Below are 23,766 nucleotides of genomic sequence, written 5' to 3'. Positions count from 1 at the left end.
ACCTTATGGAAAATTATTGCTACTCCGGCCATGATTATTTCTGTTCTGGCTGGTGCCGGGATGCTTGCGCTCAACAGTGGCCTGTTGCAAATGGATTGGATGTGGGTTAAGCTTGCTTTCGTAATCGGCCTCCTTATTTATCATTTTATCTGCCAAAACATTGTAAAGCAACTTAAAAATAATGTATTCAAAATGAATAGTTTTCAATTGCGTTTATGGCGTGAACTGGCTACAATTTTCATGATTGCGATTGTGTTTGTGGTTATTCTCAAAAGTGCAATTAACTGGATTTATGGTTTGATTGGCATTATGGGGATTGCCATGGTAATTATGATTGCAGTTAAACTGTATAAGAATTACAGGTTGAAGAAATAAGCCAAAAGGCTAAACGGAAAGGATAAGTGAAATTAACAACAGCCTTCTTTGTTTCCTTAGCGTAAACTTAGTGTTGTTTGCGGTTAAATAAACAAAAAACTATTCTAAATTTGGACGATAAATTCCAAACACATGTTTACAAATACAGGTCTGAAAAAGGCCTTAATCTGCATAACTTTTCTTTGTACTTCTTACGTTGCTTCAGCACAGTTTAATCAAACTGCTTTAGAAAACAGAATTCGTCCGGATAGCAGCTTAACGAACGAAGTTCACTTCAATTTCTACAATTTCAATTACGTTCGTAACTACGAGTATACCAACGATTTTCATGATGGATACACTTTGTATGGAACACAGTTGCAACCTCAAATTGTTTACTATGCGCATCCGAACCTGGCCATCACCGCAGGTGCTTTTATTCGTAAAGATTTTGGCAGAAATGGAATTACAGATGCGAAACCCTTGTTCAGTTTAAAGTATCACAAGCGCAACCTCACTTTAATTTTTGGAAGTTTGGAGGGGGGAATTCAACATAAATATATTGAGCCGCTTTATGATTTCGAAAGAACAATAACAACGCCCATTGAGTATGGTACTCAGCTACTGGTTGAGCGCAAGCGATTTAATTTAGATGCCTGGATTGCCTGGCAAAAAATGATCTACACAGGCGAGGCTGCAAAGGAAGAAATTATAGGCGGGTTATCGACAGAGACAACTATCACGGAAAACAATGGCTGGAAGTTTAGTTTTCCTGCTCAGTTTCTAGCTTTCCACCAGGGCGGACAAATCGACGTATTAAAAGAAATTCCGATTAGTACGGTTTTTAATGGCGCAGCTGGATTAAAATTGCATAAGGAAATTAACACCAACATTAAACAGGTTTATACTGATAACTACATTGCCGTTTACAAAGACTTATCCCCCGATAAAAGACGTGCTTTCCAAGGTGGCTTTGGTATGTGGTTGAACGCAGGTGTTGAAAGCAAATGGGGGAGTTTAGTTGCATCGTACTGGAAAGGAAATAACTTTATTTCGATCAAAGGTATGCCTCTGTATGAATCAGTTTCAAGTAACCTATATACGAATGGTTTAAAACAAAGCGGCCGAAACATCGTTTCGCTGCGTTATGCTTATCAAAAAGAATTAATTCCACATTTATATCTTGATGTTCGCTTCGAACCGCACATCGATCTAGACAATACCGATAAACAACTCCAGTTTAACCATTCATTTTTCTTAACTTATAAACAGGATTTTAGATTGTTTAGGGTTAAGAAAAAAGACTAAAATTTCTGCCGTCAGCTAAAGCAAGACGGCAATGAAATTCAAGAGGCCTAAACTATCGCTATTCTTTGCCGTTGGCTTCAGCCAACGGAACTATAAATATGCTTTCGGCTTTAGCCAAATTTTGCGATTTTCAGGCTTCGTTTCCTGCAAAGTCCGAAGTTTTTAAACCCGATAGCAGTGACAATACTTTTTGATGCAGATCTTCGACAAGCTCAGACGGACAGTCGCAAAAAGATTGTAACGGATAGCGGGACGAACAATCAAAAAGGCCCCTGCCATTGCTTTCCGAATTAAAAAACTATATCTTTCTCGGGAATTTATTCTACAGCTATGTTCTTGATAATCAATACATAGAAATTTATTTTAACTTTTTTTAACTTTTTCTTACTCCTGATGCAACCAATGTTTGTAATCTGCCATCTTCTATATACAAACACACAATGAAATTGACGCGAAGCTATACGATAAACGATTTGATGGAGGGCTGCAAAGCCGGCGACCGAAAAATGCAGGAGTTGCTTTATAAGCAAACGGCATCGAAAATGCTCGCCGTTTGTATGCGCTACGCAAAAGATAGAATGGAAGCTGAAGATGTATTGCAAATGGGGTACATTAAGATTTTTCAAAAGATTAAAGAATACAGAGGCGATGGTTCTTTTGAAGGATGGATTAGACGAGTAATGGTTAACACAGCAATTGAAAGTTACCGCAAAAATTTAAGAAGCCTGAATGTTGTAGAAATAGACGAGGCATACGAGCAACCTTCGACAGGCTTTGATTTTGGAACACTCGGCATGCAGGATTTAATGAAAGTGATTCAAAAACTGGCAGACGGTTATCGGATGGTTTTCAACATGTATGTTATCGAGGGTTACTCACACAAAGAAATAGGCGAAACGCTTGGAATATCTGAAGGCGCAAGTAAATCTCAGTTATCGAGAGCAAGAGCAATTTTAAAAGAGGAAATTATAAAAATGGAGGGATTTGGTTATGCAACCTATACAGGATAAGGATTTTGATCAGTTATTTAAGAATGCTTTCAAAGATGCCGAAATTACACCATCAAGAGATTTGTGGAGTAATATCGAAAGTGAAATCGAACCGAAGAAAAAGAGGATTCTTTCAATTTACTGGCTGTCTGCAGCAGCAGTGTTATTAATTGCCACAATCGTGTTTTTGGTTTACCAACAACAAGAAGGTAAACCAAAGCAATTTGCAAATAACGTTGAGCCTAAAACTATTAAGCCGATTATTGAAACGACACAGGTTGTCGATTCTACGAAAGCTTTGAGTGTTGTAATTGAAAAGACAGAACAGGTTTCACCTTCCAATTCAAAACCTGCTGTGGCGTTAGCAAAATCAAGCGTAAAAGAAGCTGTTAAGTCCACACAAAATCAAAAAGCGATTACTGCGCCTGAAATGCAAAAGCAGGAAACAATAATTGCCAAAGTTGAGGAGCCTAAACAAGAGATTATCAAAAGAAAGATCGAAGAAGCAATTCAGCAACCGAAGGAGGAAACTATAATAGCTGCGAATTTAGGTTCTGTGAAGGCCGACGATGTAAGCGGAGATTACGGCCAGAGTGAAAACAAAGGCATAAGGAATGTCGGTGATGTAGTAAACTTAATTGTAAACAAAGTTGATAAAAGAAAAGATAAGTTTATTCAGTTCCGTACAGATGATGATGACTCTTCGCTTTCATCAATAAATATCGGGCCTTTTAAAATCGGTAAAAAAAACAGAAAGTAGTCTGTCGTTTGAAAGCCTGAAATCAATTTACTAATGAACTAATTGCAAATTAACATTCAAATAAACACACACGAAATATGAAACATATAATTTTTACAACACTTTTGGTAAGCGGGCTTGCCGGTGTTATGGCTCCAAGTGCTTTTGCTCAGCAAGATACAGTGGTTAAAGATACCGTGATGAAAAAGAAAAGTAAAGATTTCTCACTCGCTACTTTTTCAAAATAAAGAAAAATCCTTCAAAACATCATTCCCGAATTTTTGACGTAACGGTGTCGCCCACTCATTCGGAGTCGATGAGTTTATAACCGAAACCGCGGATGTTTATGATTGAGATCGAAGCGTCGACCGATAAAATCTTGCGCAATCGCGTTACGTAGACATCCATGCTGCGCGCGTGAAAAAAGCTATCGTCGCCCCAAAGTTCGAGCAACGCCTGTTTCCTGTCGGTTATTTCGTTTTTGTTCTTGAGTAAAATTTCGAGCAATCCCGTTTCCCGATGCGACAATTTCACGACTTTGCCGTCGGGCTGCAAAAGTTCCTGTCGCTTCATGTTGAATTTGAGCGTTCCTACTGGAATTTCGTCTGAGACAACCGGTGATTTCCCGCGATTGACCAATTGTTCGATGCGCAAGAACAACTCGTCAAGGCTGAACGGTTTTCGCAAATAATCGTTGCCGCCGCTCGCGTAGCCGGTTTTTACGTCTTCGATCGCGTTTCGTGCGGTGAGGAATAAAATCGGCAGTTCTTTCTCGGACAAGCGGATTTTCTGGGCCAACGAGAAACCGTCGATTCCGGGCAACATCACATCAAGTACGCAAACGTCGAATTTCGCGACCGAAAAATTGCTCCACGCGAGTTTCCCATCTTCGAACCAAGTCACGGAATAACCTTGTTTTTCGAGGCTTTCCATTACGACTTTACCTAAAAACGGTTCGTCTTCGACTAAAAGAATATGCGTTTTCGTTTTCATATCGGAAGCGAAATTAAGAACGTCGTACCGCGATTCGGTGCGTCCGAAACTGAAATTTTCCCGCCATGGCTTTCGACGATTTTCCTCACGTAATGCAAACCGAGCCCATAACCTTTAACGTCGTGCACGTTTTGGTTTTGTATGCGATAGAACGCGTCGAAGATCCTGGTTTTCTCGAAATCTGGAATTCCCGGACCATTGTCGGAAATGGAAAGTTGCAGGTTATTTTTTGAAACCGAAGCCAGAATGATGACTTTCAAATCTTGCGATTTCGCATATTTCACGGCGTTGTCGATCAGGTTCTGCAACATCCGAAGCAAATGATCGTAATTGCCTTTGATAGTTGTTTTTTCCGGTAGAAAATCCGGATCGAACACGACATCGACTTCCGGAAACAACGAAATCGCGTCAAGAATCAGCGCTCTTACCTTCACCGACTGAAGACTTTCAACGCCTTTTTTCTGCAATCGCGCCGACGTCAAAATCTCGGACGAAAGCGCATCCAATCGTTTGCTTTGGTGCAAAATAATATCAAGATAACGGTTCCGCGTCTGTTCATCATGCGGGAATTTCTGCAAGGATTCGGCCGTCACGATGATCGATGTCAAGGGCGTGTGCAATTCGTGCGTCATATTATTGATGAAATCGTCTTTAATCACCGACAGTTTTTCCTGCGTGAACAGCAATTTCAACGTATATCCGAAGCAAAAAAACGTGAGTAGTACCAAAATCGCGCTGCCAAAAATCGCCCATTTCATACTTTCGAAAATAAATAAATTTCCGTCTAAAACCGTCGCTTTGATCCAACGCGGCTTCGAATGAAGTGTGAGCGCAAGATTAGCCTGATCGGTTGTAAAATCGCCTTTGCGTTCGGGATTCAGGCTGAAATCAATCGCTATATTTCGCTTTCTAAGTTCGCGTTTAAATTCGTTTCTCACTATCGCCGTGTCGATCGGGACTGAAAATCGCGCTTTGTTCAAACTGTCGCCCAATTTTTTCGTGTAATAGAAAACGAAGCCTTTGCGCACGTCGGCTCTCACTGTTTCAACCGTGTGGTCGATTAAAACCGCACGGGCTTTCGGCGTGATCGACGGCACTCTTTCCCTGAACGTTTCGATGCTTAAACTCGACGTATTTTGGCTCGTGAACGGCGGACGCACTTCGGCCATCGTGAAAACCGAGACGTGTTCGACAGGATTCACACGGCATGTGATTTTGATGAATGTCGTGTCGGAAATCCACGTGCGGAACTGCTCGGCGATTTCGTCGGCTCGCCTTGAAAAGGACGAATCGACCGAGGCTTTGAACGCATCATTCACGTTTTTGGAAAAACTGCGTTTCTCGATCGCGTAATTCTGCACGCTGTAAAAAAATTGCAGCGCAACGATTCCCGCGACGCAAACCGCCATAAAACGAATCGCCCAAAGCACTTTTTTGTTCATGCGTCAAATGTAATCGATCGCCGTAAAAAACATCGGAAAACGTTAACACTAATTAACCTTGTTTGCAGGAGTGTTAACCCAATCCGCAAAACTGCGAGCGTAGATTTGGCCAAAATCTAATCACATGAAAATATTTAAGATTGCAGTCGTGTTATTCATCGGCGGAATCGTGTCGGCCCAGACATCCGATATCAGAATGTCAAGTAAAGGTTCGTTCGACAAGAAGGAATTACGTGATTTGATGTACTTCCAAAACCTGGATTATTATAAAATTGCGATTACAGGGACCGAATTGAAAGGCAAAAATTACCACATCATCGCCAAGGAAATCTGGAACGGAAAAATCAAAAAGATCGATACGATTTTCAATTCACGCCAACTCGACATTTTTAGGATTGCAGGCGACACGCTGTCGTTCAGCGTCACGTCGGGGAAAACGACCGACAAGAATTTACGCGTGCGCTTTGACTTCGGGCGATTCGCGCTCACCGAAAATTACAAGAGCACGAAGTCAAGCGACTATAGTTTGCGCGACTCCGGCAGCAATATGAAGATTGAAATTGGCAAACCTTTTTACGCGTTCGCGTACATTCTACCCGCGGAGCACGAAGACGGCAGCAAGTCGTGGTGTGAAGTCGAAGCTGACGGGAATGACATTGAAAATTGGGGACGCAAATTCGGCATTAAACATTATCTGTTGTTCGAGATGAAGTTTGAGTGAATTTTGGAGCGGGAAATTGTTTTATCGAAATATATTTTCGGATTATGGTTTTGTGCTTTTGGTGGGATTGGGTTGGTTTTGGAATTCGTTGGCACAAATAATTCATGTGCAATTTTGACCCTGACAGGGTGTATTTGAATATATTGAAAATCAAATTGTTAACCGCATTTTTTCGCAACATAAAATTACTCCTTCACAAATTTTAATGTTACGGCAACACTAGTCAAAAGTCGCAACATGTAAATGCCGCTAACCAACGCGTCAATTTTAATCTGCGGATTCGAAACATCCAAAACACCGCCGGCAATTTTTCGGCCGCGAAGATCGATGATCTCAAAAGCAGTATTTTCCTCAAGTCCTGAAAGTTCCAAAATATCAGTCGCAGGATTTGGAGCGATTACGATTTTGGCCTTCGAAAATTCTTCGGTGCCCAAAGGCGTATAATTCAATTTCGCGATGAACAGATCGAAATTGCTCGACGATTTCGTAAGCGCGTTCGTCCCGAAACTGATCGTCGGGCTAAAAAACGTGCCCGCGACGTAAATCTCGTTTTCGTTGTGGACATCGATCGAAACGACGTTGTTGATATTCGTGGCCGAACTTCTCCTGGCCCAAAGCGGTTGTCCCGCGGTATTATATTTCACGACGTAAATCCCGCCTTCGCCACTCATCGAAAGCGAAAGTCCGCCAAAGTTCAGCGACGCGCAATTCGTGGTTCCGACGACGTAAATATTTCCCTGGCTGTCCGTGTCGACGCCATACACATTGCCGGCGCAGTTGGCACCTGATGTGTTTTTTGCCCAAAGAGCGGTGCCGTTGGTATCAAATTTCGCGGTGTACGGCTTGCTTCCGCCTCCGGCCATGAGGCTGATCGCGTCAAACGAAATCGTGTTGCTGAAAAATCCCGACACCAACACATTGTTGCTTGGATCGACTGAAACCGTTTCGGCTATCGTGAGGTTTGAAAACTCAGAACCCGCATTTTTGCCCCAAAGTGCGTTTCCGTTCGCGTCGTATTTCACGAGGTACATGTTTGCCGTGTAATCATAATCGGCCGATTTGGTCAACGTGACATTTCCGAAGTTGATCGTCGCATTATTGAATTGGCCGGCGACGTAGACATTCCCGTTCGAATCGATGTCGATGCCGTGGGCCAAATTTCCTGTCGAATTTATCGCCGTGCTTTGTGGACCGCGCAGCCAGATGCAGTTTCCGCTGCCGTCAAATTTTCCGAACCACGAAACAGGCGCAACGTTCGTCGAACTATATGCTGGATTCACGAGCGTCACTCCACCCAAAGTAACAGACGGCCCGATGAAATGTCCTGCCATATACATATTGCCCGAAGCGTCGGTCTTGACATCGCGCGCCGACCACGAGCCGACAGGTTCATTGAACGATTTTGCCCAAAGCGGATTGCCCGAACTGTCGAACTTCGCGTAGAAATTCCCGCCGTCGGTGTTCGTTAGTGTGGTCGTGCCGATCGTTATGCTCTCGTGGTATGTTCCGAGTACATAGAAATTCCCCTGGTTATCGAGGCCGATGCTTGCGCCGTGATTATACCATGTTCCGCCTTCACTGCGCGCCCAAAGAACGTTTCCGTCCTTGTCGAATTTGATGATATAAATGTCGGACGTTGCAGGTTCGAAGTTCGTGAGCGTGTAGGTTCCGACGGTCAAGGTCGGGCCTGCGAAATCCCCGATCAGATAGACATTGCCGTCATTGTCGGCAGCCGTGTATTGTTTGCCTGCGTTTTGGGAAAGCGTGTAGTTTCGCGCCCATTGCCAATCGGGAGTTTGGGAAAAGCAAAGTAGCGGAAACAATAGGAAAAGGCTGTGTAGAATTTTTTTCATGGTTTCTTTTTTCGATGCCCTAAAATAAGAAACGGATGACAAGAACAACAGGCGAATTCTAGTTGGAAGTGTTGGTTTGCTAAGTCAGGAATCTTTGAGGAAGTCGATGTTCCGCGTCAATCCAGCGAATTTCGTGCGTTTCACGGCCGAACCCTTGAACACTTTTTGGAAGGTTTCCTCAGTGATTTCCTGCCAATCTTTCCTGGACATCGACAGCATTTCGGGATTCGGGTTGAAAAGCGGCTCGCTGTGCGGTTTTGAAAATCTATTCCACGGACAAACGTCCTGGCAGATGTCGCAGCCGAACGCCCAATCGTCGAATTTGCCTTTCATGTCGATTGGCAGGTTTTCCTTGAGTTCGATCGTGAAATACGAAATGCATTTGCTGCCATCGACTACGTAAGGCGCGACGATCGCCTCGGTCGGGCAGGCGTCGAGACAGGCCGTGCAAGAACCGCAGTGATCGGTGACGGCGTGATCGTATTCGAGGTCGAGGTCGACGATGAGTTCGGCGATGAAAAAAAACGATCCGACTTGTTTGGAAAGCAAATTTGAATTCTTGCCGATCCAACCCAAGCCGCTTTTCGCCGCCCAGGCCTTATCGAGAACCGGAGCCGAATCGACGAACGCGCGGCCTTCAACTTCCCCGATCTCAGTTTGTATCGAATGTAAAAGTTCGCGCAGTTTTTCCTTGATCACGAAATGATAATCCTGTCCGTAGGCGTATTTTGAAATTTTGTACGATTCGGGATTTTGCTGTTCCGACGGATAGTAATTCAGTAAAAGTGAGATCACGCTTTTCGAACCTTCGACGAGTTTCGTCGGGTCGAGGCGTTTGTCGAAATGGTTTTCCATATACGACATCTCGCCGTGCGCATTGCTTTTGAGCCAAGCTTCGAGTCGCGGCGCTTCTTGTTCTAAAAATCCCGCTTTTGAGATGCCGCATGAAAGGAACCCGAGGCGTTTTGCTTCGGACTTTATGAACGCGGTATGTTTGGATTGCGGAGTCATGAATCGGAGTTGGGATTCGCGTTAGGGATAGTAGCGGCATCCTTTTGGTGTAAACCTCAAAGGTCTTAAAAACCTTTGAGGTTTGGCAAAAGATATAGCGGATAGCCCGACGGGCGCGAGTTAAATGCGTTAGCTTTTAACGAGCGCCTGGAACGCCCTAAAACAATCCACCTTGTATGTTGGTTCGTACGCGTCCCAAATGTTTATACGCCTTTTCAGTCGCTTCACGCCCACGCGGAGTCCGCATCAAGAAACCTTCCTTGATCAAAAACGGTTCGTAGACTTCCTCGATGGTTTCAGCGCTTTCGGAAACGCCGGTTGCCAACGTCGAAAGGCCGACCGGACCGCCTTTGAACTTGTCGATTATGGTCGATAAGATTTTGTTGTCCATTTCGTCGAGACCGTGAGCATCGACGTTCAAAGCATTGAGCGCGTACTTGGCGATTGCGATGTCGATTTTTCCATTGCCTTTGATTTGAGCGAAGTCACGGACTCGTCTCAACAACGCATTCGCGATACGAGGCGTTCCACGGCTGCGACCGGCAATTTCGATCGCGGCTTCCATCGAGATCGGCATTTTCAGGATGGCGGAACTGCGTTGGACGATCGTGGTGAGTAATTCGGTGTTGTAATATTCCAGTCGTGATGAAATGCCGAAACGCGCGCGCATCGGAGCGGTCAGCAATCCCGAACGCGTCGTCGCGCCGACTAGTGTAAATGGGTTCAAATTGATTTGGACGGTTCTCGCATTCGGGCCCGATTCGATCATGATATCGATCTTGAAATCTTCCATCGCCGAATACAAATATTCCTCGACTATCGGGCTCAGACGGTGAATTTCATCTATGAACAACACGTCGCGCTCCTCCAAATTGGTGAGCAATCCCGCGAGATCTCCGGGTTTGTCGAGAACAGGACCGGAAGTGATCTTGATTCCGACGCCGAGTTCGTTCGCCAAAATATTCGCAAGCGTCGTCTTTCCCAATCCCGGCGGACCGTGAAAAAGCGAGTGGTCGAGTGCTTCGCCTCTTTGGTTCGCGGCTTCGACGAAAATCTTGAGGTTTTCAAGGATGTGATCCTGACCCGCGAAGTCGTCGAAAGACAGCGGCCTGAGTTTTTTCTCGAGATCGAGTTCTTCAGGGTTGAAATTTTGGTTCGTGGGATCAAGGTTCTCGTTCATTCGGCAAATATAAAGAAAAGTGAGGCGATTACATTTGGTAACCTTCGGCCAAGATCGAGTGCCATTCGTCGTGGTTGTTCACGTACGATGCGACGAACGAACACAATGGAACGAGCACGCGTTTATCCTGCTTTATGTGCGCAAGAACTTTCTCGACGAGCTTGGTTCCGATGCCATTTCCTTGATGCGAAGCCGGGACTTCAGTATGCGTAAGGTAGATCTTCTTGCCTTCGTTTACGAATTCTATGAACGCGGTGCTTCCGTCTTCGAGATGGAATTCGAATTGCTTGTCGGGGTCGTTTACGATGAGTTCCATTATCCGATGTTGTATCCGTCGGCCAAAATGGTTTTCCATTCGGGATGGCGTTTTAGGTAAGCGGCCACAAATGGGCACAAGGGCGCGAGTTTGTAGTCGTGGTCTTTTATGTAGTTGAGCGCGCTTTCGACGATGCGTTTGCCGACGCCTTTGCCCTCAAGCGCCGCGGGAACTTCCGTGTGCGTGAGGAACATGATGTCGCCTTTGGCAAGGATGCTTTCGATGATGGCCGTGTGTCCGTCGACATCGAGTTCGAATCGTTTTTTATCTTCGTTGAATCTGAAATCGTTTTCAGGCATGGTCGTTTGGTTTATCGGAGTTCATGTAAGTTAATAGTGCTTTCGATGGGCATTTGGCGACCTGTCCGACGATCTCGTTCGTGCTTGCGCCTTCAGGAACGATCCACGGCTTTTCCCTTGGTTTGAAAACACCGGGCAAGCCGCGCCAACAATTCGTTGAATGTGTGCAGAGAGAAGGTTTCCAAACGATGGTGACTTCTCCGTTCGAATATTCTTTTACAATGTCCATGACTGCAAATTGATTCCCTTAAAGGTACGGCTTTCAATCCAAAAAAAAAAGCCCTCCGTGTTGGAAGGCTCTTGATTTTATTTTTAGTGGTGAAGTTCTTCTTCGCCGTCTTTCATTGGGATGTGCTGTGGAACGAAATCCTCTTCATGTCCCGGTTTGCTGTAGTCATACGGCCAACGGTGTACGTGAGGAATCTCACCCGGCCAGTTGCCGTGCATGTGCTCGACTGGAGCCGTCCATTCGAGTGTGTTGGATTTCCATGGGTTCATCGGCGAACGTTTTCCGTAGAAAATGCTGCTGAAGAAGTTGTAAAGGAAAACCAATTGGAAAGCACCTCCGAACAATGCGAACAGAGTAATCAATACGTTTACGTTCTGCAAGTCATCAAACAATGGGAAGTTCGTATTTGTATAGTAACGACGCGGCAATCCGGCGAGTCCGATGAAGTGCATCGGGAAGAAAACCCCATAAGCACAAACCGTCGTCACCCAAAAGTGGACGTAACCCATATTCTTGTTGAGCATGCGCCCGAACATTCTCGGGAACCAGTGATAAATACCGGCGAACATTCCGTAAAGAGCCGAGATACCCATTACCAAGTGGAAGTGAGCTACGACGAAATACGTATCGTGAACGTTGATGTCAAGCGTCGAATCCCCAAGGATGATACCTGTCAATCCACCTGTGATGAACGTCGAAACGAAGCCCATCGAGAACAACATGGCAGGGTTCATCTGCAAGTTACCTTTCCAAAGTGTCGTGATCCAGTTGAAGGCTTTTACGGCCGACGGAATCGCGATCAACAACGTCGTAAACGTAAACACCGAGCCCAGGAATGGATTCATTCCGGACATAAACATGTGGTGACCCCAAACGATTGTCGAAAGGAATGCGATTGCAAGGATCGACATAATCATCGCGCGGTAACCGAAGATCGGCTTGCGGGCGTTTGTCGCCATGATCTCAGAAACCAATCCCATCGCAGGAAGGATTACGATATATACTTCAGGGTGTCCGAGGAACCAGAAAAGGTGTTCGAACAATACCGGTGAACCGCCTTGATAGTGGAGAACTTCTCCGGCAATGTAAATGTCTGAAAGGAAGAATGAAGTTCCGAAACTTCTGTCCATAAGCAACAACAACGCTGCCGAAAGAAGTACAGGGAACGAAATAATACCGATGATGGCCGTGATGAAGAATGCCCAGATCGTAAGTGGAAGGCGTGTCATCGACATACCTTTCGTACGCAAGTTGATAACGGTAACGACGTAGTTCAACGATCCCATTAACGAGGATGCGATGAAGACTGCCATTGAAGTCAACCAAAGTGTCATACCCGTTCCTGAACCTCCGATAGCTTGCGGAAGTGCCGAAAGCGGCGGATAAATCGTCCAACCTGCCGATGCCGGCCCTGCTTCGACGAACAAAGACGAGACCATAATGACCGACGACGTAAAGAACAACCAATACGAGATCATATTCAGGAAACCTGACGCCATGTCTCGCGCCCCGATCTGAAGCGGGATAAGCAAGTTACTGAACGTACCACTTAAACCGGCCGTCAATACGAAGAATACCATGATCGTACCGTGGATCGTAACCAAAGCGAGATACATGTCGTTTTTCATGATTCCTTCAGGAGCGTGACTTTCTCCGAGGAAGAAACTGAATACCTTGAAAGACTCTTCAGGCCAAGCCAACTGCATCCTGAAAAGCATCGACATACCTACTCCGATAACACCCATGATAATACCCGTGATAAGGTATTGCTTAGCGATCATTTTGTGATCGATACTAAAGATGTACTTGGTAATAAAAGTATCCTTATGGTGATGCTCGTGATCGTGAGCGTGATCATGATCGTGACTGTGGTCGTGTGCGTGAGCTACTGCTGACATATATGCTGACTTTTAATTTCTTGTTTTACTATTTAGAAGCTACGGTTTGTGTCGCTGCCTTTTTTGTCGCTGCCGAATCGGCGGCTGGAGCTGCAGGCGTCGCTGAATCTTTTCCTGCGGGAGAGGCTTCAGATGCTTCAGGCGTTGCATTCGATGCTTTGAAAGCGGCAACAACCGTCGGCTTGTCCTTCAACCATTCCTTGAAATCTTCAGGAGTATCGACAACCACTTTCATTTGCATGTTGTAGTGTGACGATCCGCAGATTTTGTTACACAACAACAGGTAATCGAATGTGTAAGGATCAAGACCAGGCAAACCTTGTGCTATCAACTCCTGGCTCTTCTTGGCACGAATGTCGTTGATCTGGTGTACTTTCTCTTTCATGAAATCCATGTCGCGCATCTCGGCAGTCGTGTAGATCGGCTCGAATGAGAATTGTGTCACCATTCCCGGAACAGCGTTCATCTGTGCGCGGAAGTGTGGGAAATAAGCTGAGTGCAATACGTCCTGTGAACGAATCTTGAATAATATTTTTTTACCTTTTGGCAAGTGAAGTTCTGTAACCGCGATATCGTCTTGTGCATTCGGATCGGCAAGATCGACACCAAGTGTGTTTACTCCCTCGATGTAACGGACGTTGGCTTTCCCCAACACGTTGTCTTCCCCGGCGTAACGCGCTTCCCAAGAGAATTGCTTTCCGTAGATCTCGATGACCATTACATCTTCCGTTTTCTCGTCGACGAACATGATGTTTGTCCAAGCATATAATCCGTAAAGGATAAGACCTGCAAGGACTACGGCAGGAATTACCGACCAGATGAATTCGAGTTTATCGTTATCGGCGAAATACAACGCCTTTTGATCTTTGTGACCGCGGTATTTGAACGCGAACCAGTGCAACAAGCCCTGAGTGATGAACTGCACGACGAAAAGCAAAACCCATGTGATGTTCATTAGGTTATCTACTTGCGCACCGTGGGCCGAAGCCGGAGTTCCCAGGATCAGGTGACCCCATTTCCACATCCCGTACAACGTGAATATGTAGATGAAAGCCAACATCGCGAACATGAGCCAACCTTGGATATTGTTGTCGTTATCGGTCGCTACCTGAGCATCGCCTTCCTGTACTTTGCCTGCCTGTGTTAAGTCAAATATTTTAGTCAGCTGCCAAAGAGCAACAGATAAGAGAACTAAAATTACAATTACCAACAAACTTGTCATCTGTTATGTTCTTTTAAATATTAATAATGAAAATGCTTGCTTTCTTCGATGAACGGGTTGCGTTTCGGCAACAATGGAGCTTTCGTGAGCGCCGTGAAAATCACCAACAGGAATAGTCCAAGGAAGAACAATACCGCACTGATTTCAGGAATTCCGATGAACCATTGCGTACCAACGGTTGCAGGCATGATCATGTTGAAGAAGTCAATATAATGTCCGGCGAGGATAACCGTTCCCGCCATAACCAAAATCCATGAAATGCGTTTGAAATCGGTATTTACAAGGATTAGGATCGGGAATACGAAGTTCATCACGACAGCGCCCCAGAACGGCACGGTAAAGTCGTTGATACGCGTAATGAAATACGTTACCTCTTCAGGAATGTTCGCATACCAGATGAGCATGAACTGAGAGAACCAAAGGTATGTCCAGAATACCGAGATACCGAACATGAACTTCGCCAAATCGTGGATGTGGCTCGTGTTGACATATTCCAAAAGTCCTTTCGATTTCAGGTAAAGCGTCACCATACAGATCGTAGTGATCCCGCTCACGAAGAAACTCGCGAACACATACCATCCGAACAAAGTCGAGAACCAGTGCGGATCGAGTGACATGATCCAGTCCCAAGACATGATCGATTCGGAAACGATGAAGAATACCAGGAATCCAGCTGAAGCCTTGAATACTTTCTTGTAGTTGCTGTCGTCAGTCGCTTCGTCCTGCTCCGCGAATTTCTTGCGAGAATAGAAACGGTAGATGTTCCAACCTGTCAAGAAGATCGCGGCGCGGATCAACCAGAACGGAATGTTCAAGTATCCCGATTTACCAGCGATGAGCGCGTCGTAGTTTTCACTTCCTTTTACCGTCACGCCTTCAGCCATCCAAGGGAACAAATGGTTCCACCCGAAAGCACAAGTAAGCAAGAAGATAAAGAACAAAATCGAGCCGACCGGCAAATAAGCCGTGATGCCTTCCATGACGCGGAACAATACCGGCGACCAACCTGCCTGAGCCACTTGTTGGATTCCGTAGAATGCAAGTACGCCCATCGTGATCAAAAGGAAGAAGATACAAGCGACGTATAAAGCCGCCCAAGGTTTGTTTTTCAATTGGTGGAACACGTGTTCAAGGTGTTCTTCGTGTTCCGCGTGCGCATCGACTTTTGCATGCTCACCGTGAGCCGCAGATGCTTCCGCGTGGTGATCTTGGGCCGGAGGAGCGATCGCAACCCCAGCGTCGATCGAGTCAACCGGTTTCGTAATAGTGTCGTGGGCCGCAACCGAATCGTGGGCTTCCGCAGGAGCTACCTCATGCGCTTCGGCCTCATGACCTTCGTGAGCTTCAGCAGGAGCAGCCTCGTGATGAGCGGCTGCAGCTTCGTGAGTCGCCTCACCGTGCCCAGCTTCAGCGTGACCGCCTCCGTGTCCGTGGCTTTCAGCAGCCAGGATCGCTTCCACTTCCTTGATGTCTTTAGGTGCAGTTAAAAACCCGTATGCGATCCCAACAAGCCCGACGGCTATCAGGATGAACGAAAATGTTTTTAATTTACTTGAAAAGGTGTACATATCTATTACGATCAGTTTATTCAATTATTTCAATTCGCTTTTCAGCTTCATAACATAAGCGGCAACCATCCAACGTTCGTGCTGCGTAAGTTGGTTCGCGTACGATCCCATCGAGTTTAGCCCGTAAGTCTCTACGTGGAATACACTTCCGACGCTAATCGCCCTGTCTTTATAATTCGGAACCCCGAGGAATTTTTCCTGCTTCACTAGATTACCTTTACCGTCGCCTTTTTCGCCGTGGCAAATCCCGCAATAGATCATGTAAAGTGGCGCAGCTTTGTCGAAATCAACTTCCGATGAATCGAGCGGTGAAGTCATTACCGACTTTGAAGCCTCGTAACCCGCAGTCGTGTTCGGCAGATCATAAGGTACGAAACCACGTTTGATGGTTCCCGCAACCGGTGTCTGCGCCTCAACGCCACCGCGCTTGAATGCATCCGATTCCGAATACGTTTCGTAAGCCGTAGATTCATACATATTTGGCATGTACTGGTAGTTCGGTTTCTCCTTGTTGAAACATGAAGTCACTGAAAACGCCATCGCGGCCATTAGTGTTATTTTGAATACTGTCTTCATAACTGCAGTTAGTGCTTTTCGATTACTTTAACTTCGACCGCGCCTGTGTTCTTGTAGAAAGAAATCAGGTCGTCTTCGTTGTTGTTCACGGCGATCTCCATCAAAAAGTGGTCATCGGTCGTACGAACGTCAGGATTCTCGGCCTGTTTGAACGGCCACAATTTACTTCTCATATAGAATGTGATGACCATCAAGTGGGCAGCGAAGAATACGGTCATCTCGAACATTACCGGAACGAAAGCCGGCATATTCTGGATGTAGCTCATACTTGGCTTACCTCCGATGTCTTGAGGCCAGTCGGAAATCATGATATTGTTCATCATCCATGTCGCAACCGACAAACCTGTACATCCGTAGATGAAGGCGCAGATGGCCAAACGGGTCGGCGCGATTCCCATTGCCTTGTCCAGTCCGTGGACCGGGAAAGGCGTGTAAACCTCTTCGATGTGGTGATGGGCGGCACGTGATTGCTTCACGGCATCCATCAGGACGTCGTCGTCGTTGTAAATGGCGTGTATTACTCTATTAGTGGTGCTCATGGTGTGAAGGATTTTCGTCTCTGCGTTTTTTGAAAAATTCGCCTGATGTTTTCAGGATGGTCTTAACCTCGGCCTGTGCGATTACAGGGAAAGTTCGTGCATAAAGAAGGAACAATACGAAGAAGAATCCGATGGTTCCGATGAAGATTCCGATGTCGATGAATGTCGGCGAGAACATCGTCCATGAAGACGGAAGGTAATCGCGGTGCAATGACGTCACGATGATTACGAAACGTTCGAACCACATCCCGATGTTTACGACGATCGAAATGATAAATGAGAACATGATCGAAGTACGCAATTTCTTGAACCACATGAACTGAGGCGAGAATACGTTACATGTCATCATCGACCAATATGCCCACCAGTAAGGTCCGGTCGCACGGTTAAGGAACGCATACTGTTCGTACTCGACTCCTGAATACCACGCCACGAACAACTCGGTGATATAGGCGACACCTACGATAGACCCGGTGATCATGATGACGATGTTCATCAATTCGATATGTTGTAATGTGATGTAAGCCTCAAGGTGACAAACCTTACGCATGATGATAAGGAGTGTGTTTACCATCGCAAATCCTGAGAATACCGCTCCCGCAACGAAATACGGAGGGAAGATGGTCGTGTGCCAACCCGGAATTACCGATGTCGCAAAGTCAAAGGATACGATCGTGTGAACCGAAAGTACGAGTGGCGTCGCCAAACCTGCAAGTACAAGAGAAACCTCTTCAAAACGTTGCCAGTCTTTCACGCGTCCGCTCCAACCGAAGCTCAAAATGGTATAGATTCTTTTTGTAAATGGAGTCACGGCTCTGTCGCGAAGCATTGCAAAGTCAGGAAGAAGTCCTGTCCACCAGAATACGAGTGAAACCGAAAGATACGTCGAGATCGCGAAAACGTCCCAAAGTAGAGGCGAGTTGAAGTTTACCCAAAGTGATCCGAATTGGTTCGGGATCGGCAATACCCAATAACCTAACCACGGACGACCCATGTGGATTACAGGGAACAAACCTGCCTGGACTACTGAGAAAATGGTCATCGCTTCCGCTGAACGGTTGATCGCCATTCTCCAACGCTGGCGGAACAATAAAAGTACGGCCGAAATCAGCGTTCCCGCGTGACCGATACCAACCCACCAAACGAAGTTAGTGATATCCCAAGCCCAACCTACTGTCTTGTTCAAACCCCATGAACCGATACCGGTAGCGATGGTGTACGTGATACAGCCTATTCCCCAGAGGAAAGCGGTTAAGGCGATTAAAAATACGGTCCACCATTGTTTGTTGGCGCGCCCTTCAACAGGAAAGGCAACGTCTACCGTTACATCGTGATATGTTTTATCACCTATAACTAAGGGTTTTCTGATGGGTGCTTCGTAGTGCGATGACATACTTATCGTGTTTTCTTAATTAATTTATTCGATTAGACGTTTCTTACCTTGACATGGTAGAATACGTTTGGCTGCGTCCCGACGTGCTCGAGCAAGTGATACATGCGCTCGCTGTTTTTCAAGTCAGCGATTGGGTCTTCAGTATTGTTTACATCACCGAAAGCCATTGCACCTGTGGAACAAGCAGCAGAACAAGCAACTTCAAATTCAGTGTTTCCAACGACTCTACCTTCGCGTTTTGCGGCGAGGATCGTCGATTGTGTTTTCTGGATACACATTGAACATTTCTCCATAACCCCGCGAGAACGAACGTTTACATCCGGATTCAATACCATGCGTCCGAGGTCATCGTTCATGTGGTAATCGAATTCTTCGTTCTTGTTGTATAGGAACCAGTTGAAACGACGCACTTTGTACGGACAGTTGTTCGCACAGTAACGCGTTCCGACGCAACGGTTGTACGCCATATGGTTTTGGCCTTGACGTGAGTGAGACGTAGCGGCAACCGGACAAACCGTTTCACACGGCGCGTGGTTACAATGCTGACACATTACCGGTTGGAAGGCAACTTGTGGGTTGTCAGCTTCAGGAATTTCCATTTCCCCGAATCCTCCGAGTGATCCTTTTTCTCCGAACAGACCGTCGAAGTTGTCTTTCTTCTCGTTGTCCTGTTCGAACGTATCTTCAGATGAATAATAACGGTCAATACGCAACCAGTGCATATCGCGGCTTCTTCTTACTTCTGATTTTCCGACTACAGGAACGTTATTCTCGGCGTGACAAGCGATAACGCAAGCCCCGCAACCCGTACAAGCGTTAAGGTCGATCGAAAGGTTGAAGTGGTGACCTGTCGTGCTGTCGAAAGATTCCCAAAGGTCTACTTTCGTGACAGGCGTTTCTTTATGGTCGAGGGAAACCATCGGCATCGGGTTCCAAACTTCGGCATCCTTATCGTTGAAGGTTTTCAAAGTCGTTTCCTTGATGATATCGCCGCGGCCCATCAATGTTTTTTGCGATTGTACGCAAGCGAATTCGTGCATGCCTGAACCTGCTGCAACATCGGCACCTTGAACGCTGTTGAATCCGCTATACACGGAATACGCGTTGATACCAACCTGCATTTCCTCTTTCATCGAGGCTTTGCGTCCGTAACCCAAGGCAAGACCCAGAGTTCCGTGCGCCTGGCCCGGTTGAACGATTACAGGGACATTTTCGATTTTCTTTCCACCGACAGTAAGCGTCGCATAACTTCCGTCGAGACCACCGTTCGCCACGATCTCATTCGAAAGACCGAGTTTGTCGGCATCGAATTTAGACATCGTAACGTAGTTGTCCCAAGATACGCGAGTGATTGGGTCAGGGAATTCCTGAAGCCAAGGGTTGTTCGCCTGTTGCCCGTCACCGAGACCGGTTTTGGTATACAGCGTAAGTTCGAATTTCCCGGCAGCTTTTGCTTGTGAAAGTGTAGCGGCGGCTCCGGCGAAATTTCCGGCGGCGGCAGAAACACCTTGAACGGCTCCGACGACAATTCCGTCGTGAAGCGCTTTATTCCAGGTCGAACCAACCAAATAAGCGGCTGAATTCGCACGAAGGTAATCGTATATCGAAGACGTATTACCTGTCCAGGCCAACAACGTCTCTTCAAATTGTTTTGTATTGAACAGCGGACGGATCAACGGCTGCATCAAACTGTATGTGCCTTTGGTGATCATCACATCGCCCCAAGATTCGAGGAAATGCGGAACCGCGGCGGCAACTTTACAGACTTCGGCCGTCTCATCTTCACGCATCGTGAACGTAACTGAAAGCGGAAGCGCTTTAACTGCCTTCGCGAATTCTTGTCCGTTTGGCAATGTGTAAGCCGGATTGACACCGCTCATGATCAGGTTGCTGATTTTACCCGAAGTCAATTCAGCCACGAAAGCTTCCATCTTCGCGTTCGATCCCTGACGGATTTTGCGGATTGGAGCCCCGACGAATGCCTGGCTTCCCAATGCCTGGTTGATTCCAAGAACCAACAACTGGGCATCTTTATCGTCGATACCGCAAAGTACTACGGCGCGACCTTTCTTTTCATTGAGCTCTTCAGCCGTTTTCGTGACGTGGTTTTTCAATTTTTCGTCAAGCGACGTAGAAACTGAAGAACCTGTAACCAAACCGTAGATCAAAGCCAAAGCTTGTTTTTGTTGTGATGGTGTCATCGGAACGCGCTTGTCGGCACTCGCACCGCTCAAAGTCATGTTGGCTTCGAACTGGATGTGACGTGACATTTTTCCGTTTTTCGGAACACGACCTTTCGAATAACCTGAATCATAGCTTCCGCCCTGCCAGTCGCCAAGGAAATCGGCTCCTACACCAACGATAAGGTCAGCATTGGACAAGTCGTAGTCGACAAGGCCTCTTTCTCCGTAAACCGTTTCGAAAGCATCAACTGCATCCGATGATGAAACCGCATCGTAAACCACGTGTTGGACACCTGGATTCGCAGAGAGGAATTCACCGACGATTTTCTCGGTAGTCGGGCTCGCGATCGTATTCGTCAAAAGAACAGTGCGGCCGCCTTTGGCAAGACCTGCTTGTACTTTTGCCGTAACTTCGTCCCAAGTCGCGTTTTTGCCATCGACTTTAGGCTGCTTCAAACGACCACTGTCGTACATCGACAAGATCGAAGCGTGGACACGCGCATTTGCTGCGAAACGAGCACCTGCAACCGTGTTGTTTTCTATTTTGATCGGACGGCCTTCACGCGATTTCACCAAAAGGTTGGCGAAGTCGAATCCGTCGAAGAAAGTCGTCGCGTACATGTCCCAAACACCCGGAACGATCTGCTCAGGCTGGACTACGTAAGGTATCGATTTGTGCACCGGACCTTCACAAGCTGCCAACGAAGCGGCTGCCGTGCTGAATCCGACGTATTTTAAGAAGTCACGGCGAGAGGTCGACGAAGAAGACAAACCTTCTTTGTCCCCGAGAAATTCATCCACGGGAATCGCCTCGGCGAACTCGTTACTTTTAAGCGCCTCAACAATAGAACTGTTTTCATTTAGTTCCTCAACACTTTTCCAGTATTTTTTGTTTGATGACATCGTATATATAATTTGCTTCTTAGTAATTGATTAATAGTGGCACTTACCGCACTCGAGACCTCCCATTTGCGCAGCGGTCAACTTGTCGACGCCGTACTTCTTGGAAAGCTGTTCGTGGATTTTGGTATAGTACTCGTTTCCTTCCATCTTCACTTCAGTCTTGCGGTGACAGTTGATACACCAGCCCATCGTAAGCGGAGAGAATTGCTTCATAAGTTCGTAAGTCTGGACAGGACCGTGGCACGTCTGACATTCGATACCCGCAACAGTTACGTGCTGAGAGTGGTTGAAGTAAGCGAAATCAGGAAGATTGTGGATTCGGACCCATTTGACCGGCTGAGTCTTGCCTGTATATTTTTGTGTCGCCTTATCCCATCCGACAGCCGTGTAAAGCTTTTGGATCTCACCGTCGTAGAATGCCTTTGAATGTTCAGGAGTCGCAGTAGTGTCTGAAACTTCGGCGATGTTCTTGTGACAGTTCATACAAACGTTAAGCGAAGGGATTCCTGCGTTTTTACCCATACGGGCCGCAGAGTGGCAATATTTACAATCGATGCCGTTGCTTCCGGCGTGGATCCTGTGTGAATAGTGGATTGGCTGGATCGGCTCATAATTTTGGTCGACACCGACCTGCATGAACCATCCGTAAGCGAAATAACCTGAAGCCAACAACAAGAATACCGACGTAACGAAAACAAGGAATTGATTCTTAGCGAACGCTTTCCAGATTGGAATTCCAGCGACCTTTTCAGGCATTGCAAGACCATTGTTCGCCGCTACTTTGTTGAGCACACGGTTGACCAAAACCAACATCACGACCAACATCAACATCACCACTGCAAGCGCACCAAGGATGTAGTTGTTCGAGATTCCGCTGTCGGCAGCCGCAGTTCCCGGAGGTCCCGCTGAAGCACCGCCCGCAGGTTCAGCTTTCGGTTCTGACGTATACGCAATAATGTTATCGATATCGGTGTTCGAAAGCTGCGGGAACGCCGTCATCACTGACTTGCTGTTCTCTTCGAAAAGCTTTACAGCCGTCGCGTCGCCCGATTTGATCATCTCCGAACTGTTGTGGACCCATTTATAGATCCAATCCATTTCGTGTTTTGATGCAACGCCACGCAACGCCGGACCCGTAGATTTCGAGTCGAGTTTGTGACAAGCGGCACAATTGGTGTTAAACAGAGCTTTTCCGGCAGCCGGATCGCCTTTCCCTGCCGGAGCATCGCCCGGTGTTGCCGCCTCGGCAGCTGCAGGAGCCGGAAGCGGTGCTGCATCCTGTGCGAAAGACACAGTTTGCGACGAGAGGATCAGCGCTAAACTAAAGAACAAAGTTTTTAGAATCGAATTATGGTTACCCACTTTTTTCATATTGTAAATGATTATCGACTTGAAATTTTTTGGTACGGTTTTTACAGCGATTTTCGCAGCAACAACGGCACTTCTCTTAAAAATTTGCACAAAAATACGACATTGACACTTCTCGTAAAACCTTAAAATAGTCTTAATAACCAATTTATAACAATTCTAAATAAATTTTTTCGAGCCTCTAAATCTTTAAATCTTACATTTGTATAAAAATCACCATTTTATGAAATTACACGCCTCAAAATTCTTGTTTTTTTGCCTGTCGGCAGGAATCTTCCTACCGCTAAAATCGTTCTCGCAAGCCAGCGACGTCACGGTTTCACAGGATCCGAAATTCGAGCAATTATTGAACGAAAAACGCCGAATCAACTCCTCGATCACCGTAAACGACAAATACAAGATCCAGATCTTCAACGGCGACAGCGAAAGCTCTAAAAAAATCCTCAACGATTTCAGGAAAGACAATAAGAACCTTGATGCGACCGTCGTTTTCAGTACGCCGGCCTACAAAGTCTGGGTCGGAAATTTCAAATCGAGGATCGAAGCCGAACGCAATTTGGCCGACCTTCGGAAAAAGTACCCGAACGCCATCATCATCAAACCAAACAAATAATATTCGAGATATAAAAAAACGCCACTTTCACGAGTGGCGTTTTTGTTTATTTTCGGTTTACATCATAGA

At 46.3% G+C, this 23,766-nt stretch carries 23 protein-coding genes; 7 read left to right on the top strand and 16 right to left on the bottom strand.

Features of this window, described 5'->3' with window-relative positions; all coding sequences use genetic code 11:
* From EOO50_RS16125 to EOO50_RS16105, 5 genes are all read left to right on the top strand, one after another.
* The coding region (locus EOO50_RS16125) for a CopD family protein (protein WP_290841319.1) at positions 1-375 on the top strand (375 nt) is incomplete at its 5' end.
* Between the two features lie 132 nt (positions 376-507).
* Positions 508-1,662: a hypothetical protein gene (locus tag EOO50_RS16120; RefSeq protein ID WP_290841318.1), complete on the top strand. Its 1,155-nt coding sequence runs from the start codon at positions 508-510 to the stop codon at positions 1,660-1,662.
* 440 nt (positions 1,663-2,102) lie between these two features.
* A complete protein-coding gene (locus tag EOO50_RS16115) occupies positions 2,103-2,672 on the top strand; it encodes an RNA polymerase sigma factor (protein ID WP_025146912.1) in 570 nt (189 codons plus the stop codon).
* On the top strand, positions 2,653-3,411 hold the full coding sequence (locus EOO50_RS16110) for a hypothetical protein (RefSeq protein WP_290841317.1): 759 nt from the start codon (positions 2,653-2,655) through the stop codon (positions 3,409-3,411). Before EOO50_RS16115 ends, EOO50_RS16110 begins: the two co-directional genes overlap by 20 nt.
* A 77-nt stretch (positions 3,412-3,488) precedes the next feature.
* Positions 3,489-3,638 (top strand): hypothetical protein, encoded by a 150-nt coding sequence (locus tag EOO50_RS16105; protein ID WP_290841316.1) that lies wholly within the window; start codon positions 3,489-3,491, stop codon positions 3,636-3,638.
* A gap of 55 nt (positions 3,639-3,693) precedes the next feature.
* On the opposite strand, the gene EOO50_RS16100 is transcribed toward EOO50_RS16105, so the two are convergent.
* Both EOO50_RS16100 and EOO50_RS16095 read right to left on the bottom strand, forming a co-directional pair.
* Positions 3,694-4,383: a response regulator transcription factor gene (locus tag EOO50_RS16100; protein ID WP_290841315.1), complete on the bottom strand. Its 690-nt coding sequence runs from the start codon at positions 4,381-4,383 to the stop codon at positions 3,694-3,696.
* Complete coding sequence (locus EOO50_RS16095) at positions 4,380-5,825, bottom strand: HAMP domain-containing sensor histidine kinase (RefSeq protein WP_290841314.1); 1,446 nt, start codon at positions 5,823-5,825, stop codon at positions 4,380-4,382. Before EOO50_RS16095 ends, EOO50_RS16100 begins: the two co-directional genes overlap by 4 nt.
* Positions 5,826-5,949: 124 nt before the next feature.
* Here EOO50_RS16095 and EOO50_RS16090 point away from each other — a divergent pair, with 124 nt between their 5' ends.
* Entirely contained in the window at positions 5,950-6,546 is a 597-nt protein-coding gene (locus EOO50_RS16090) for a hypothetical protein (protein ID WP_290841313.1), read from the top strand.
* A gap of 185 nt (positions 6,547-6,731) precedes the next feature.
* On the opposite strand, the gene EOO50_RS16085 is transcribed toward EOO50_RS16090, so the two are convergent.
* The 14 genes from EOO50_RS16085 to EOO50_RS16020 all read right to left on the bottom strand — a co-directional run bounded on the left by EOO50_RS16085 (position 6,732) and on the right by EOO50_RS16020 (position 23,087).
* Positions 6,732-8,399, bottom strand: a complete 1,668-nt coding sequence (locus tag EOO50_RS16085; RefSeq protein WP_290841312.1) for an SBBP repeat-containing protein — start codon at positions 8,397-8,399, stop codon at positions 6,732-6,734.
* Between the two features lie 84 nt (positions 8,400-8,483).
* Complete coding sequence (gene queG, locus EOO50_RS16080; protein WP_290841311.1) at positions 8,484-9,410, bottom strand: tRNA epoxyqueuosine(34) reductase QueG; 927 nt, start codon at positions 9,408-9,410, stop codon at positions 8,484-8,486.
* A gap of 157 nt (positions 9,411-9,567) precedes the next feature.
* The gene (ruvB, locus tag EOO50_RS16075; RefSeq protein WP_290841310.1) at positions 9,568-10,590 is read right to left on the bottom strand and encodes a Holliday junction branch migration DNA helicase RuvB; all 1,023 of its coding nucleotides are present in this window, start codon (positions 10,588-10,590) and stop codon (positions 9,568-9,570) included.
* Between the two features lie 28 nt (positions 10,591-10,618).
* Positions 10,619-10,906, bottom strand: a complete 288-nt coding sequence (locus tag EOO50_RS16070) for a GNAT family N-acetyltransferase (protein ID WP_290841309.1) — start codon at positions 10,904-10,906, stop codon at positions 10,619-10,621.
* Positions 10,906-11,205: a GNAT family N-acetyltransferase gene (locus EOO50_RS16065; protein ID WP_290841308.1), complete on the bottom strand. Its 300-nt coding sequence runs from the start codon at positions 11,203-11,205 to the stop codon at positions 10,906-10,908. Before EOO50_RS16065 ends, EOO50_RS16070 begins: the two co-directional genes overlap by 1 nt.
* Entirely contained in the window at positions 11,198-11,434 is a 237-nt protein-coding gene (locus EOO50_RS16060; RefSeq protein ID WP_290841307.1) for a (4Fe-4S)-binding protein, read from the bottom strand. The genes EOO50_RS16065 and EOO50_RS16060 overlap by 8 nt, the downstream gene beginning before the upstream one ends.
* Before the next feature lie 83 nt (positions 11,435-11,517).
* Positions 11,518-13,332 carry a cbb3-type cytochrome c oxidase subunit I gene (locus tag EOO50_RS16055; RefSeq protein WP_290841306.1) on the bottom strand — a complete coding sequence of 605 codons (1,815 nt, stop codon included), beginning with the start codon at positions 13,330-13,332 and terminating at the stop codon, positions 11,518-11,520.
* A gap of 28 nt (positions 13,333-13,360) precedes the next feature.
* Positions 13,361-14,554, bottom strand: a complete 1,194-nt coding sequence (locus EOO50_RS16050) for a cytochrome c oxidase subunit II (RefSeq protein WP_290841305.1) — start codon at positions 14,552-14,554, stop codon at positions 13,361-13,363.
* Between the two features lie 20 nt (positions 14,555-14,574).
* Complete coding sequence (locus tag EOO50_RS16045; RefSeq protein WP_290841304.1) at positions 14,575-16,122, bottom strand: quinol:cytochrome C oxidoreductase; 1,548 nt, start codon at positions 16,120-16,122, stop codon at positions 14,575-14,577.
* Between the two features lie 24 nt (positions 16,123-16,146).
* A complete protein-coding gene (locus tag EOO50_RS16040) occupies positions 16,147-16,698 on the bottom strand; it encodes a cytochrome c (protein WP_290841303.1) in 552 nt (183 codons plus the stop codon).
* Positions 16,699-16,706: 8 nt separating this feature from the next.
* Positions 16,707-17,237, bottom strand: a complete 531-nt coding sequence (locus tag EOO50_RS16035) for a DUF3341 domain-containing protein (RefSeq protein WP_290841302.1) — start codon at positions 17,235-17,237, stop codon at positions 16,707-16,709.
* A complete protein-coding gene (gene nrfD / locus EOO50_RS16030) occupies positions 17,224-18,630 on the bottom strand; it encodes an NrfD/PsrC family molybdoenzyme membrane anchor subunit (RefSeq protein ID WP_290841301.1) in 1,407 nt (468 codons plus the stop codon). The genes EOO50_RS16035 and nrfD overlap by 14 nt, the downstream gene beginning before the upstream one ends.
* 32 nt (positions 18,631-18,662) lie before the next feature.
* Positions 18,663-21,716, bottom strand: a complete 3,054-nt coding sequence (locus EOO50_RS16025; protein ID WP_290841300.1) for a TAT-variant-translocated molybdopterin oxidoreductase — start codon at positions 21,714-21,716, stop codon at positions 18,663-18,665.
* Between the two features lie 30 nt (positions 21,717-21,746).
* The gene (locus EOO50_RS16020; protein WP_290841299.1) at positions 21,747-23,087 is read right to left on the bottom strand and encodes a c-type cytochrome; all 1,341 of its coding nucleotides are present in this window, start codon (positions 23,085-23,087) and stop codon (positions 21,747-21,749) included.
* 220 nt (positions 23,088-23,307) lie between these two features.
* On the opposite strand from EOO50_RS16020, the gene EOO50_RS16015 reads away from it, so the two are divergent.
* Positions 23,308-23,697 carry an SPOR domain-containing protein gene (locus EOO50_RS16015; RefSeq protein ID WP_290841298.1) on the top strand — a complete coding sequence of 130 codons (390 nt, stop codon included), beginning with the start codon at positions 23,308-23,310 and terminating at the stop codon, positions 23,695-23,697.
* Positions 23,698-23,766: the final 69 nt, after the last annotated feature.

The sequence above is a fragment of the Flavobacterium sp. genome (assembly GCF_004211145.1).
Taxonomy (GTDB): Bacteria; Bacteroidota; Bacteroidia; order Flavobacteriales; family Flavobacteriaceae; genus Flavobacterium.
The sequence above is the reverse complement of the archived record's forward strand: the minus strand, read 5'-3'. Positions and strand labels throughout refer to the sequence as shown.

Coding starts and splice junctions, on each gene's coding strand:
- EOO50_RS16120 (WP_290841318.1), top strand. CDS start 508: ATGTTTACAAATACAGGTCTGAAAAAGGCCTTAATCTGCATAACTTTT.
- EOO50_RS16115 (WP_025146912.1), top strand. CDS start 2,103: ATGAAATTGACGCGAAGCTATACGATAAACGATTTGATGGAGGGCTGC.
- EOO50_RS16110 (WP_290841317.1), top strand. CDS start 2,653: ATGCAACCTATACAGGATAAGGATTTTGATCAGTTATTTAAGAATGCT.
- EOO50_RS16105 (WP_290841316.1), top strand. CDS start 3,489: ATGAAACATATAATTTTTACAACACTTTTGGTAAGCGGGCTTGCCGGT.
- EOO50_RS16100 (WP_290841315.1), bottom strand. CDS start 4,383: ATGAAAACGAAAACGCATATTCTTTTAGTCGAAGACGAACCGTTTTTA.
- EOO50_RS16095 (WP_290841314.1), bottom strand. CDS start 5,825: ATGAACAAAAAAGTGCTTTGGGCGATTCGTTTTATGGCGGTTTGCGTC.
- EOO50_RS16090 (WP_290841313.1), top strand. CDS start 5,950: ATGAAAATATTTAAGATTGCAGTCGTGTTATTCATCGGCGGAATCGTG.
- EOO50_RS16085 (WP_290841312.1), bottom strand. CDS start 8,399: ATGAAAAAAATTCTACACAGCCTTTTCCTATTGTTTCCGCTACTTTGC.
- queG (WP_290841311.1), bottom strand. CDS start 9,410: ATGACTCCGCAATCCAAACATACCGCGTTCATAAAGTCCGAAGCAAAA.
- ruvB (WP_290841310.1), bottom strand. CDS start 10,590: ATGAACGAGAACCTTGATCCCACGAACCAAAATTTCAACCCTGAAGAA.
- EOO50_RS16070 (WP_290841309.1), bottom strand. CDS start 10,906: ATGGAACTCATCGTAAACGACCCCGACAAGCAATTCGAATTCCATCTC.
- EOO50_RS16065 (WP_290841308.1), bottom strand. CDS start 11,205: ATGCCTGAAAACGATTTCAGATTCAACGAAGATAAAAAACGATTCGAA.
- EOO50_RS16060 (WP_290841307.1), bottom strand. CDS start 11,434: ATGGACATTGTAAAAGAATATTCGAACGGAGAAGTCACCATCGTTTGG.
- EOO50_RS16055 (WP_290841306.1), bottom strand. CDS start 13,332: ATGTCAGCAGTAGCTCACGCACACGACCACAGTCACGATCATGATCAC.
- EOO50_RS16050 (WP_290841305.1), bottom strand. CDS start 14,554: ATGACAAGTTTGTTGGTAATTGTAATTTTAGTTCTCTTATCTGTTGCT.
- EOO50_RS16045 (WP_290841304.1), bottom strand. CDS start 16,122: ATGTACACCTTTTCAAGTAAATTAAAAACATTTTCGTTCATCCTGATA.
- EOO50_RS16040 (WP_290841303.1), bottom strand. CDS start 16,698: ATGAAGACAGTATTCAAAATAACACTAATGGCCGCGATGGCGTTTTCA.
- EOO50_RS16035 (WP_290841302.1), bottom strand. CDS start 17,237: ATGAGCACCACTAATAGAGTAATACACGCCATTTACAACGACGACGAC.
- nrfD (WP_290841301.1), bottom strand. CDS start 18,630: ATGTCATCGCACTACGAAGCACCCATCAGAAAACCCTTAGTTATAGGT.
- EOO50_RS16025 (WP_290841300.1), bottom strand. CDS start 21,716: ATGTCATCAAACAAAAAATACTGGAAAAGTGTTGAGGAACTAAATGAA.
- EOO50_RS16020 (WP_290841299.1), bottom strand. CDS start 23,087: ATGAAAAAAGTGGGTAACCATAATTCGATTCTAAAAACTTTGTTCTTT.
- EOO50_RS16015 (WP_290841298.1), top strand. CDS start 23,308: ATGAAATTACACGCCTCAAAATTCTTGTTTTTTTGCCTGTCGGCAGGA.